Origin of the sequence: Dankookia sp. P2 (assembly GCF_050632255.1) — a bacterium.
Lineage (GTDB): Bacteria > Pseudomonadota > Alphaproteobacteria > Acetobacterales > Acetobacteraceae > Paracraurococcus.
Genome location: NZ_CP192581.1, coordinates 128,761 through 140,213, shown reverse-complemented (window position 1 = coordinate 140,213; position 11,453 = coordinate 128,761). Strand labels below are relative to the sequence as shown.

Below are 11,453 nucleotides of genomic sequence, written 5' to 3'. Positions count from 1 at the left end.
TGCTCCCGAATTCGCGTCGGACCTTAGTGGCCGCCCGGGGGCAAGGAAACCCCGCGGGCCGGGTCCAGGGTGATGCCCCAGGTAGGGCGCTGGTCAGGCGTGGCGACAGGCGTCAGGCCAAGGGGCACAGCGCCGCGGCGGAGGCCGGGGTTGCGGCGGCGCGATAAATGCTGTGTCTGCCGACCATGTCCGCAACCTTTTTCCGCCGCCCCGCCCTTGCTGCGCTGCTGGGGCCGATGCTGCTGCTCGCCGGCCCGGCCGCGGCCGCGGCGCCGGGGGCCTCGCTCGGCCTCGCCTGGGCGCTGCCCTTCGCCGGGCTGCTGCTGTCGATCGCGCTCGGCCCGATGCTGGCCGAGCATATCTGGCACAAGCGGATGGGGTTGATCGCCGCGGTCTGGGCGGCGCTGCTGCTGCTGCCCTGGGCCTGGGCCTTCGGGCCGCGTGCCGCGGCGGAGCTTGCCTGGCATGCGGTGCTGCTGGAATACCTGCCCTTCGTCACCCTGATCTTCGCCCTGTTCACCGTCGGCGGCGGGATCGTGGTGGCGGGCGGTCCCTGGGGCAGGCCGGCCGGGAACACCCTGCTGCTGGCGATCGGCACCGGCCTGGCAAGCGTGATGGGCACCACGGGTGCGGCCATGGTGCTGATCCACCCGCTGCTGCGGGCCAACGCGCATCGCCAGCGGAAGGTCCACCTGGTGGTCTTCTTCATCCTGCTGGTCGCGAATGTCGGCGGCAGCCTGACCCGCTGGGCGACCCGCCACTCTTCCTTGGCTTCCTCAGGGGCGTGCCCTTCTTCTGGCCAACCGCCAACCTCCTGGCGCCGATGCTGGTGATGGCCGGGCTGCTGCTGCTGGCCTTCTGGCTGATCGACCGCCGCCTGGCCGCGGCCGACCCGGCCGCCGGCGAAGGGCAGCCGCTGCGCGTCGCCGGCATTGCCAATATCGCGCTGCTGGCGGCGGTGGTCGGCGTCACCATCGCCGGCGGCATGGTCGCCTCGCCCGACATCGACCTGGCCGGGCAGCGGATCCCGCTGGTCCGGCTGCTCGGCATGCTGGTGATGGTCGGGATCGGCCTGCTCTCGCTGCGGCTGACGCCTGCGTCCAGCCGCGCCGCCAACCTGTTCTCCTGGGCGCCGTTCGAGGAGGTGGCGAAGCTCTTCGCCGCCATCTTCGTCTGCATGGCCCCGGTGGTGGCGATGCTGCACCAGGGGGAGGCGGGGCCCTTCGGCTGGCTGATCGACATGGTGGAGGGGCCGGACGGGCGGCCCTGGCCGGCGGTCTATTTCTGGGCGACCGGCGGGCTCTCGGCCTTCCTCGACAATGCGCCAACCTATGTCGTCTTCTTCGAGCTGGCCGGCGGCGATCCGGCGGTGCTGACCGGGGAGCTGGCGCGGACGCTGCTGGCGATCTCCTGCGGCTCGGTCTTTATGGGGGCGCTGACCTATATCGGCAACGCGCCCAACTTCATGGTCCGGGCCATCGCGGCGCAGCGCGGGGTGCGGATGCCGGGCTTTCTCGGCTTCATGGGTTGGAGCCTGGCGCTGATGCTGCCGCCGCTGCTGGTGGTGGCCTGGGTCTTCTTCCGGTGATCCGGGCGGCGGTCCTGCTCGCCGGGCTGCTGACCGCCGGGCCGGCCCTGGCGGCGGGCGGGGTCGATCCGGCGGCGCTCTCGCTCGCCTGGGGATTGCCCTTCGCCGGGCTGCTGCTGAGCATCGCCCTGCTGCCGCTGGTCGCCGGGCATCTCTGGCACCTGCATTACGGCAAGATTGCCGCCGCCTGGTCGGCGGCGCTGGTGCTGCCCTTCGCCCTGGCCTTCGGGCCGGGCGCGGCGCTGGCCGAGCTTCGCCACGTGCTGCTGCAGGACTGGCTGCCCTTCATGGCGCTGCTGCTGGCGCTGTTCACCACCGGGGGCGGCATCGTGCTGCGCGGCCGGCTGGTCGGGACGCCGGCGGTCAACACCGCGCTGCTGGCGGCCGGGACGCTGGCGGCCAGCCTCATGGGCACTACCGGCGCCTCCATCGTCTTCCTGCCGCCGCTGCTGCGGGCGAATGCCTTCCGCACCCGCAAGGTGCACAGCCTTGTCTTCTTCATCTTCCTGGTCAGCAATATCGGCGGGGTGCTGACGCCGCTCGGCGACCCGCCGCTTTATCTCGGCTTCCTCAAGGGGTCGGCTTCTTCTGGACGGTGCGGCACCTGGCGGCCGAGTTCCTGCTCTGCGCCGTGCTGCTGCTCGGCCTCTACTGGCTGCTCGACCGCCGGGCCTGGGCGGCCGAGCGGCCGGTGCCGCCGCAACTCCGGGAGGGCGAGGCGGGGCTGCACATCCGGGGCCGACGCAACCTGGCGCTGCTCGGCGCGGTGCTCGGCGTGGTGCTGCTCCAGGGCGTCTGGCAGCCGGGCGAGGTGCAGCTGCTGGGAGAGGCAATGGGGCTGGAACGCGTGCTGGCCATCGCCGCCTTCCTGGCGATCACGATCGTCTCCTTCCACGTCACGCCGATTGCCCTGCGGGAGGAGAACGGCTTCGGCTGGGGCGCCATGGTGGAGGTCGCCAAGCTCTTCGCCGCCATCTTCACCTGCATGGCGCCGCTGCTCGCCATTCTGCGGGCGGGGCCTGCCGGGGCGGCAGCCGGGCTGGTCGGGCTGACCACCGATCCGGCCGGGGCGCCGTTCCCGGCTGCCTATTTCTGGCTGACCGGCCTGCTGTCGAGCTTCCTCGACAATGCGCCGACCTACCTGGTGTTCTTCAATCTGGCAGGCGGCGATGCCGCGCGGCTGATGGGGCCGGATGCGGCGGTGCTGGCGGCGATCTCCTGCGGCGCGGTCTTCATGGGGGCCAACAGCTATATCGGCAACGCGCCGAATTTCATGGTCAAGGCGATGGCGGAGCGGGCCGGGGTGCGGATGCCGGGCTTCTTTGGCTATTGCGCCTGGGCGGCCGTGGTGCTGCTGCCGCTCTTCGGGCTGGTCACCCTGGTGTTCTTCGGCTGATACGATTTGCCTATCGCCGGGTCTGCAGGATCGAGAATTGACAGATCGCCGGCCCGGGCGCTCTCTCCCGCCCCGAACCTCCCTGCCTTGAGAGAGACGCCATGCCCTATGTGATCGGTGCCGATGTCCCGGACGAGCCGGCCGGCCTCCGCTTCCGCCGCCTGCTGGAGCGCCCCGAGATCCTGCAGATGCCGGGCGCGCATTTCGGCATGGCCGCGCTGCTGGCGAAGAAGGCGGGGTTCGAGGCGCTGTACCTCTCGGGCGCGGCAATGACCGCGACCATGGGCCTGCCCGATCTCGGCATGATCACGGTGGATGAGGTCTGCTTCTGGATCCGCCAGGTCAGCCGCTCCACCGGCCTGCCGATGCTGGTCGACGGCGATACCGGCTATGGCGAGGCGCTGAACGTCATGCACATGGTCCGCGCCTTCGAGGAAGCCGGCGCCGGCGCGGTGCACCTGGAAGACCAGCTGCTGCCGAAGAAATGCGGCCATCTCAACGACAAGAAGCTGGCCGACGCGCACGACATGGCGGCGAAATGCGCCGCGGCGCGGAAGGCGCGGAAGCACCTCTACATCATCGCCCGCACCGATGCCGCGGCCAGCGAGGGCATGGACGGCGCCGTGGCGCGGGCAAAGCTCTACCTCGAGAGCGGCGCCGACGCGATCTTCCCCGAGGCGCTCACGACGCGGGAGATGTTCGTCGAATTCGCCCGGCGGATGCCCGGGGTGAAGCTGCTGGCCAACATGACCGAATCTGGCCGCACGCCCTTCTTCACCGCGAAGGAATTCGAGGAGATGGGCTATTCGATGGTGATCTGGCCGGTCTCCCATCTGCGGGTCGCGGCCAAGGCGGTGGAGGAGCTCTACGCCTCGATCCGCGCCAATGGCGGCACCCACAAGATGGTCGACCGGATGCAGACCGGGCCGAGCTCTACGCCACCATCGGCTACCACGACTACGAGGCGCTGGATGCGACCCTGGTGAAGACCATCATCCCGACGGCAATGCCGCAGCAGCGGTGACGGCTCCGCGCCGCCGGCGAAGCTCGGTCGGCGCGCAGCGGTAGGTCTCCTGGATCGCCGCGTTGAAGCTGCGCAGGCTGGCGAAGCCGGCTTGGGCGGCGATCTCGGTCATGGGCAGGTCGGTACCGTCGATCAGCCGCTTCGCCCGTTGCACCCGCGCGGTGCGGGCCACGCTGGTCGGGCTGGCGCCGAGGTGCCGCCGGAATAGCCGGGCGAGGTGCCGCGGGCCGATGCCGAGCCGCGCGGCGAGCGATCCGACATCCCCGGCATCGAGCGACCCCGACTCGATCAGCCGCAAGGCCCGGCCGACCGTGCTGCGGGTGCCGTTCCAGGCGGCGGAGAAGGGCGCCGTCTCCGGCCGGCAGCGCAGGCAGGGTCGCAGCCCCGCCGCCTCGGCCGCGGCGGCGCTGCGGTAGTAGCGCACGTTGCGCGAGAGCGGCTGCCGCGCCGGGCAGACCGGCCGGCAATAGATGCCGGTGCTGTGCACGCCGATGAAGATCACCCCGTCATAGGCGGGGTCGCGCGCGTAGCGGACCCGCTCGCAGAAGGCGGGGTCGAGTTCCGCCGCCTCGCCCGGCGGCAGGTCCTGGATCCGGGGCGCGTGGTCCATGGCGCGATCATGCCATGCACGCGGCGCGCCGGCAGCCGCCGCGGGACGACCGCGTCCGATTCCTGCGAGCCCGGCCGCGCGCGGCGACCTAGGCTGCGGGCCTGCCATCAGGGAGGGTCCGCCAATGGCCTCGATCCGCCGCGACATCCTCATCCGGGTCCCGCCCGCCGCGGCCTGGGACGCCATCCGCGATGTCGGCGCGCTGCATACCCGGCTGGTGCCGGGCTTCGTCCAGGACACGCGGCTGGAGCCTGGCGCCCGCATCGTCACTTTCGGCAGCGGCCGCGTGCTGCGGGAGCGGATCGTCGATTGCGACGATGCGGCGCGCCGCCTGGTCTGGTCGATCGAGGATGCCTGGCTGGAGCACCACAACGCCTCGCTGGAGGTGCTGGCGGAGGAAGAAGCGGCGCGGGTGGTGTGGATTGCCGACCTGCTGCCGCATGACGCCGGCCCGCTGGTCGCGGGCTTCATGGAACAGGGGCTGGCGGTGATGCGGCGGACGCTGGAGGGCGGGTAGCCGGGCGGGCTGGACGGCGCGGTCCCGTCGGATAGATGCTCCTCCACACCGAAGACGGAGGTGACGATGACCGATGCTGCGCCGCAGCCTACCATCGCCCAGAAGGCGCCCTATCCCGTGACGGTCGAGGCGGGGAAAAGCTACTGGTGGTGCACCTGCGGCAATCTCAGCAAGCAGCCTTTCTGTGACGGCACCCACAAGGGCGGCGCCTTCGCTCCGTTGAAATACACCGCGGAGAAGGACGGCCAGGTCTGGTTCTGCGGCTGCAAGGCCAGCGCCAAGGCGCCGCTCTGCGACGGCCGGCACAAGGCCCTGTAGCCGGGGCAGCGGCGCGCCCGCCGAGGGACGCGCCGCCGAGTCCTGAACTAGCGGCGCAGCGCTTCCGGCACCTTGCCGCCGTTCTGCGCCAGCTTCTGCATGACCTGGCGGTGCAGCCAGATGTTCATCGCCGCGGAGTCCGAGGTGCTGCCCTCGTAGTGCAGTTCCTGGGCCAAGCCCTTCCGCGCCTCGAGGCTGCTGTCGAGGCCGAGCAGCTTCATCAGGTCGACGATCGAGTGCTGCCAGTCCAGCTTCTGCGGCGACTTCGCCGCCAGCCCATCGAGGATCGCCGCGACATCCACATTCTGCAGCGAGGCCGGCTGGCCAGCGCTCGCCGCGTCGTCATGCGCGCCGGGCGGCGGCGGGGAGCCGCCCTGGGCCGCGGCCTCGCTGGCCGGGGTGGCGCCGGGCTGGGCGGCCTGGCTGTGGCCGAAGATCTTGGAGATGATGCTGCCGAAAATGCTCATGCGCTATGCGTCCGGGAAACCGAAGGTTGGAGAGGTGCATCAACACCCAAGGCCTACCTCGGTTCGCCTCCGATCCCGGATCACGCTTAGATCAGTGATGCATCGAGCGCGGCGCCGGCAGCCGCTGCCGGCCTGCCGCTAGATCACCGGCGCGTCGTCCGGCTCCAGCGCCCGCCGCACGAAGCCATCCGCCAGCGGTGCATAGGCCTGCCACAACGCGCGCAGCGCCGGTAGCGGCCTGGGCGACAGGTCGATCCGCAGGTCGACATAGGGGAAGGCCTCGCGCCAGACGACGAGCAGGCTGGCCGAGGTGACATCGCCATGCTCGCCGCCCGCCGTCTCGCCGGCCTCGAGCGCCAGCAGCAGGCGTTCGGCCAGGGGGGCGTCCGGCATCGCGAGGAAGCCGTCCAGCATGGCCGCCGGCACCTGCCCGGAGGCGAGTATGTTGCCGATCGCCACAACCCCCGGCCCATGCGCCACGCCGCGTTCCGGCTTCACCTTCGCGCCGTCGTGGTGCGCCGTGCCGCCGGCGGCATCCAGCACCGCGAGCTGCCGCCAACCCTCATGCGGGGTGGAGGCGACCAGCGCCGCCACCGTCTCCGCCGCGTTGCAGCCGCTGCGCAGCAGCTCGAGCCCGCGCGGGCCGAGCCGCGGGTCGGTCCGGTGCTGGGTCAGCACGGCGCCGAGGCCGGCCGCGCAGAAGGGCACGCGCGTCGCCACGGCGATCGAGGAGGTGGTGACCGCCGCGCCGATCTGGCCGGTGCGGGGACAAAGCGCGATGAGGGAGAAGGTCATGCCGCGATCGAAGCCCGTCCCCGCGCTGGCGTCCACCACGCTTGCGCATCGGCCCGGCCGGCGGGAGGATCGCCGCAACGACGACCGGGGGCAGGGATGCGGCGCTTCGTACTGGGATTGCTGCTGGGCGCCGCGCTTGCCGGGCCGGCCCTGGCGCAGGAGCGGACCATCCGCCTGGTCAGCGGCTTCGCCGCCGGCGGCGCCTCCGACCTCGTCGCCCGCCTGACGGCCGAGGCGATCGGGCCGCTGCTCGGCGCCCGCGTGGTGGTCGAGAACCGCACCGGGGTGAACGGCGTGATCGGCGCCGCCGAGGTGGCGCGCAGCACGCCGGACGGCAATACCCTGTTCCAGTGCCCGATGAGCACCCTGGCCATCGTGCCGCAGCTGGTCGGCGCCAACCTGCCGCTCGACCCGGGGAGGCGCTGGCGCCGCTCGGCAACCTCGCATTGTCGTCCTACGGCTTCATGGTCTCGGCCAAGGGCCCCTATCGCAGCGTGCAGGACGTGCTGGCGGCGGCCCGCGCCCGGCCGGGCCAGGTCAGCTTCGGCAGCGCCGGGGTGGGCTCGGCCCAGCACCTCGCGGGCGAGCTGCTGAAGCAGAAGACAGGCACCGACATGGTGCACATCCCCTATCGCGGCGCGACGCCGGCGGCGCTCGACATCCTCGGCGGGCGGACCGACTTCATGATCACCAACCTGGCTGATGTCCCGGGCCAGCTGCGCGACGGCAGCCTCCGGCTGCTGGCGCTGGCCGATACCGGCGGCTCGGCCCTCTACCCGCAGGTGAAGCCGCTGGCCGAGGCGGTGCCCGGCTTCGACGTCACTGGCTGGTTCGGCATCTGCGCTCCGCGCGGCCTGCCGGCCGAGACCGCCGGCCGGCTCGAGGCCGCGCTCCGCCAGGCCATGGCGGGGCAGGTGCTGCCGGCCCGGCTGGCCGAGAGCGGGCTCGCCCCGCTTCGAGGATGCCGCGACCCTGGCGGCGCGCATCGCCGCCGACCGGCAGACCTGGCGGGCGGTGATCCAGTCGGTCGGCGTGCGGGCGGAATAGCCGGCCGTCGAGGCGGGGCGCTGCCGCGGCGGGACATAAACTGGTAGGGTTTTCCGGTGAGACGGGTCGTCTGCGGTCCGCGACAGGGACCGATCGGCGTCCTTGCCGAACCCGTCACGCCGGATCGCAGATTCCCCTTCGCATGAGCCTTCTTGCCCGGTTGCTGGTCCTCGTCCTGCTGACTGCCTTGCCGCCCTTGGCGCTGCAGGTCTGGCGCGAGGCGGATGCCGACCGCGAACATCGCGCCGGCCTCGCCGCCACTGCGCGGGACCTGACCTTGCGCGCCACCGTCGAGCAGGAGCGCATGATCGACGGCGCCCGGCAACTCCTTGGCGCCATCGTCTCGCTGCGCTCCGTCCGGGCCCGCGACGTCGGGCCCTGCTCGGTGAGCCTGCGGCAAATCGCCGCCGAGTTCTCCGCCTATGCCGTCATCTCCGCCGCGTCCGTCCCGGACGGCGAGGTGTTCTGCAGCAGCGGCCGGCCGGGCAACAGGGTGGCGGACCGCTATTGGTACCGGTCGGCCCTCGAGCGCGGCGGCTTCACGGTCGGCGAGCAGGTGGAGAGCCGGGAGACCGGCCGGCGCGTGCTGCACTTCTCCCGCCCGGCCGTCGGCCTGAACGGCGAGGTGACCGCCATCCTCGATGCCGCGCTCGACCTCGACCAAATGGCGGCGACGCTGCAGCAGGCGCCGCTGCCACCGGGCGCGGCGCTGCTGGTGGCGGACCGCAAGGGCAATGTCCTCGCCGCGCTGCCGGATCGCGCGCTGGTCGGCCGGCCGCTGCCGGAAGGACTGGCACCGCTGCTGAAGGACGATGCCCCCGGCATGGCCGAGGCGCACTGGGCCGGCGCCCTGCGCATCACCGGCCACCAGCCGGCCAACCGCGCGCCGGCCGAGGGAATCTTCGTCGCCGTCGGGATCGACCGCGACGCGGCCCTGACCGAGGCACGTAGGCGCGCCCGGGTGGCGCTGCTCGGCTCCGGCCTGGCAGCGCTTGCCGCGCTCGGCCTCGCGCTCTGGTTCGCGGTGCGGTTCATTCGCCGCCCGGTGGCGCGGCTGACGGCCGCCGCGGCGCGCTGGGAAGCGGGTGACCTCTCCGCCCGGGCCGGCCTAGCCGACCCTTCGGAGCTTGGCCGGCTGGCGACGGCCTGCGATGCCATGGCGGCGGCGGGGCAGGCGCGGGAGGCCGAGCTGCGCCGCGGCATCGCCCGCAGCGAGGCGGCGGAGGCACGGTTCCGGGCGCTGTTCGATGCGGCGCCTATCGCGGTGATGCTGGTCGACCCGAAGACCCTGGTGCTGGTGGCTTTCAACGACTTGGCTTGCGAGACCCTGGGCTTTGGGCGGGAGGAATTCGCCCGGCTGCGGCTGCCCGACATCGACGTGGTGCATCCCGAAGCCGCCTTCCGCCTCCTGGCGGCGCCGCGCCTGCCCGGGCGCGGCACGCTGGAGACCCGCTTCCGCACCCGGGAGGGCACGCTGCGCGACATGCTGGTGACCTTCGAGCAGGTCGAGCTCGGCGGCCAGCGGTTGCTCTATGCCGCCTCGATCGACGTGACCGAGCGGCGCGCGGCGGAGGCCCGTGAGCGCCTGCTGCTGCGTGAGGTGGACCACCGCGCCCGCAACGCGCTGGCGGTGGTGCGGGCCCTGGTGCAGCTTTCGCCGCGCGACCAGCCGCCGGCGGAATCTGCCCGGAACCTCGACGGGCGGATCGCCGCCATGGCGCGGGCGCATGCGCTGCTGGCGGCCGAGCGCTGGCAGGGCGCGAGCCTCGACGGCCTGCTGGCCCAGGAGCTCGAGGCCTATGTGGGGGCGGAGTCGGCGGCGCGGCTGCAGATTTCCGGCCCGCCGGTGCTGCTGCGCGCGGAGATCGCCCAGCCGCTGTCGCTGGTGCTGCATGAACTCGCGACCAATGCCGCGAAATACGGTGCGCTGTCGCGCGAGGCAGGGTGGCTGCGGGTGGATTGGGCGTTCCGTGGGAATGGCGGGTTGCAGCTGCGCTGGTCGGAACGCGGCGGACCGGCGCTGGAAGGCGCGCCGCCGCGGCGGGGCTTCGGCTCCAAGTTGGTTGAGCGGGTGACCCGGGCGCAACTGCACGGCACCGTCGCCTTCGATTGGGGCGTCGATGGGCTCGAGGTGCTGCTCGACATCCCGCTGAACGCGCCGCGCGGCACGGCCCGTATGCCGGAACCCGCCACGGCCGAGGGGTAGGGCAGAGCGTCGGCAGGCCTCCACGCCCTGCGCGGGACGCGTCGCTCACGAATCGTTTAAGCCGGAGCGGCCTGCCCTCCGTTAGCGTCTTCGCCGCGCGACGCAGGGGGAGGTGGCGATGACGATCTCGGATCGCATCTATCTGTACAATCAGTGGTTCGACCGGCTGCCGCAGCAGCAGCAATTCCTGGCAGCCTTCTGGTCGGCGCTCGGCGCGCTCGGGGTGATGCTCATGCTCACCTGGTTCGCCGGCATCCCCTTCACCCTGATGGTGATCCTGTTCCTGCTGGTGGTGATGGGTCCTCGGGTGATGTTCAAGTTCGACCTGATCGACCATGCGCCGGAACTGCCCGCACGCGACGTGGGCGGGGAGACGCATATCGCCGTGTCGGCGCCGGCCTGGGTCTACCGGGCGAACCGCTGGTTCGACGCCCAGCCCGACCACATGCGGATCCTCGCGGTGGCAGCGGCAACGGTCGGCGTTTTCGTCGTCAACCTGATCCTGCACGCGCTGATCGGCTTCCCCGTCGGGCTGCTGGTGGTGCTGGCAGTCCTGGTGCTGGGCTGGGCCCGGGTGGTGCACGTGCAGCGCTGGCTGGTGCCGGAGGGTGCCGCCGACCTGTCGTTGCAGGCGCCGAGGCCGGCCCTGGCGGAGGCGACCGGGCCGCGGATCGAGGCCGCGACGCCGGCAGAGATGTCCCGCTAGGGTCCCGCGGTCACGGCATGTAGCCGCCGCCGTTGATGTGCCAGACCTGCCCGGTCACCCAGGCCGACTTGTCGGAGGCGAGGTGGACGGCAAGGTCGGCGATCTCCTCCGGCCGGCCCAGCCGTCCCAGGGGCAGGGCTCGGCCGAAGGCCTGCATCCTTCCTCGGTATTGCCATGGCGCGGCTGCGCCGTGTCGGTGGTGCCGGGGGCGATGGCATTGACCCGGATGCCATGCGGCGCAAGGGCCAGCGCCATCGACCGGGTAATGCCGATGACGCCGTTCTTCGTCGCGCTGTAATGCACGCCGACCGGGGTGCCGCGGACCGCCGAGGAAGACAGGTTGATGATGGCGCCCCGTGTGCCGGCGGCGACCATGGCCCGCGCGGCGGCCTGGGCCGTGAAGGCGCTGCCCTTCAGGTTGACCGCGACGACCCGGTCCCACTCCGCCTCGGTCATCTGCAGGAACTCGACCCGCGGGAAAATACCCGCGTTATTCACCAGTACGTCGATCTGCCCGAGCGCCGCGACGGCATCCCGCACGATGGCTTGGCAACCGGGGACGCTGCCGACATCGCCCTGGACCAGCGCCGCGCGACGCCCCGCCGCGCGCACCCCGGCGGCGACCGCCTCGGCATCCGCCGCATTGTCCAGCCAGTTGACCGCGACGTCGTAGCCGGCCGCGGCGAAGGCCAGGGCGCAGGCGGCCCCGATGCCCTGCTGCGCACCGGTGACCAGCACCACTTTCTCCGTCATCGCCGCCCCCATGCCCGGTTGCGGCG

At 72.1% G+C, this 11,453-nt stretch carries 8 protein-coding genes and 5 pseudogenes; 8 read left to right on the top strand and 5 right to left on the bottom strand.

Going from position 1 to position 11,453, the window contains the following annotated elements; translation table 11 throughout:
- Positions 1-167: 167 nt before the first annotated feature.
- From ACQ86J_RS00705 to prpB, 3 pseudogenes are all read left to right on the top strand, one after another.
- A pseudogene (locus tag ACQ86J_RS00705) lies at positions 168-1,588 on the top strand (sodium:proton antiporter).
- A pseudogene (locus ACQ86J_RS00700) lies at positions 1,585-2,984 on the top strand (sodium:proton antiporter). The pseudogenes ACQ86J_RS00705 and ACQ86J_RS00700 overlap by 4 nt, the downstream one beginning before the upstream one ends.
- A 101-nt stretch (positions 2,985-3,085) precedes the next feature.
- Positions 3,086-4,008, top strand: a pseudogene (prpB, locus tag ACQ86J_RS00695) (methylisocitrate lyase).
- On the opposite strand, the gene ACQ86J_RS00690 reads toward prpB, so the two are convergent.
- Positions 3,977-4,618, bottom strand: coding sequence for a bifunctional transcriptional activator/DNA repair enzyme AdaA (locus ACQ86J_RS00690; protein ID WP_431269621.1), 642 nt, complete (start codon positions 4,616-4,618; stop codon positions 3,977-3,979). The pseudogene prpB and the gene ACQ86J_RS00690 sit on opposite strands and share 32 nt — an antisense overlap.
- A 124-nt stretch (positions 4,619-4,742) precedes the next feature.
- Between ACQ86J_RS00690 and ACQ86J_RS00685 the strand changes: the two genes are divergently transcribed.
- Entirely contained in the window at positions 4,743-5,135 is a 393-nt protein-coding gene (locus tag ACQ86J_RS00685) for an SRPBCC family protein (RefSeq protein ID WP_431269620.1), read from the top strand.
- A 66-nt stretch (positions 5,136-5,201) separates the two neighbouring features.
- Positions 5,202-5,453, top strand: a complete 252-nt coding sequence (locus ACQ86J_RS00680) for a CDGSH iron-sulfur domain-containing protein (RefSeq protein WP_431269619.1) — start codon at positions 5,202-5,204, stop codon at positions 5,451-5,453.
- 47 nt (positions 5,454-5,500) lie between these two features.
- Here the strand turns inward: ACQ86J_RS00680 and ACQ86J_RS00675 are convergent, their stop codons facing one another.
- Both ACQ86J_RS00675 and ACQ86J_RS00670 read right to left on the bottom strand, forming a co-directional pair.
- The gene (locus tag ACQ86J_RS00675; protein WP_431269618.1) at positions 5,501-5,920 is read right to left on the bottom strand and encodes a DUF3597 domain-containing protein; all 420 of its coding nucleotides are present in this window, start codon (positions 5,918-5,920) and stop codon (positions 5,501-5,503) included.
- 138 nt (positions 5,921-6,058) lie between these two features.
- Positions 6,059-6,715 (bottom strand): DUF1028 domain-containing protein, encoded by a 657-nt coding sequence (locus ACQ86J_RS00670; protein ID WP_431269617.1) that lies wholly within the window; start codon positions 6,713-6,715, stop codon positions 6,059-6,061.
- Between the two features lie 96 nt (positions 6,716-6,811).
- On the opposite strand from ACQ86J_RS00670, the pseudogene ACQ86J_RS00665 reads away from it, so the two are divergent.
- The 3 genes and pseudogenes from ACQ86J_RS00665 (at position 6,812) to ACQ86J_RS00655 (ending at position 10,674) form a co-directional block, all read left to right on the top strand.
- A pseudogene (locus ACQ86J_RS00665) lies at positions 6,812-7,809 on the top strand (Bug family tripartite tricarboxylate transporter substrate binding protein).
- A 95-nt stretch (positions 7,810-7,904) separates the two neighbouring features.
- The gene (locus ACQ86J_RS00660) at positions 7,905-9,968 is read left to right on the top strand and encodes an HWE histidine kinase domain-containing protein (RefSeq protein ID WP_431269616.1); all 2,064 of its coding nucleotides are present in this window, start codon (positions 7,905-7,907) and stop codon (positions 9,966-9,968) included.
- A 118-nt stretch (positions 9,969-10,086) separates the two neighbouring features.
- Positions 10,087-10,674, top strand: a complete 588-nt coding sequence (locus tag ACQ86J_RS00655; RefSeq protein WP_431269615.1) for a hypothetical protein — start codon at positions 10,087-10,089, stop codon at positions 10,672-10,674.
- Positions 10,675-10,684: 10 nt separating this feature from the next.
- On the opposite strand, the gene ACQ86J_RS00650 is transcribed toward ACQ86J_RS00655, so the two are convergent.
- Entirely contained in the window at positions 10,685-10,831 is a 147-nt protein-coding gene (locus tag ACQ86J_RS00650) for an SDR family oxidoreductase (protein ID WP_431269614.1), read from the bottom strand.
- A gap of 83 nt (positions 10,832-10,914) precedes the next feature.
- A pseudogene (locus ACQ86J_RS00645) lies at positions 10,915-11,427 on the bottom strand (SDR family NAD(P)-dependent oxidoreductase); the annotation flags it as partial.
- Positions 11,428-11,453: the final 26 nt, after the last annotated feature.

Coding starts and splice junctions, on each gene's coding strand:
- ACQ86J_RS00690 (WP_431269621.1), bottom strand. CDS start 4,618: ATGGACCACGCGCCCCGGATCCAGGACCTGCCGCCGGGCGAGGCGGCG.
- ACQ86J_RS00685 (WP_431269620.1), top strand. CDS start 4,743: ATGGCCTCGATCCGCCGCGACATCCTCATCCGGGTCCCGCCCGCCGCG.
- ACQ86J_RS00680 (WP_431269619.1), top strand. CDS start 5,202: ATGACCGATGCTGCGCCGCAGCCTACCATCGCCCAGAAGGCGCCCTAT.
- ACQ86J_RS00675 (WP_431269618.1), bottom strand. CDS start 5,920: ATGAGCATTTTCGGCAGCATCATCTCCAAGATCTTCGGCCACAGCCAG.
- ACQ86J_RS00670 (WP_431269617.1), bottom strand. CDS start 6,715: ATGACCTTCTCCCTCATCGCGCTTTGTCCCCGCACCGGCCAGATCGGC.
- ACQ86J_RS00660 (WP_431269616.1), top strand. CDS start 7,905: ATGAGCCTTCTTGCCCGGTTGCTGGTCCTCGTCCTGCTGACTGCCTTG.
- ACQ86J_RS00655 (WP_431269615.1), top strand. CDS start 10,087: ATGACGATCTCGGATCGCATCTATCTGTACAATCAGTGGTTCGACCGG.
- ACQ86J_RS00650 (WP_431269614.1), bottom strand. CDS start 10,831: ATGCAGGCCTTCGGCCGAGCCCTGCCCCTGGGACGGCTGGGCCGGCCG.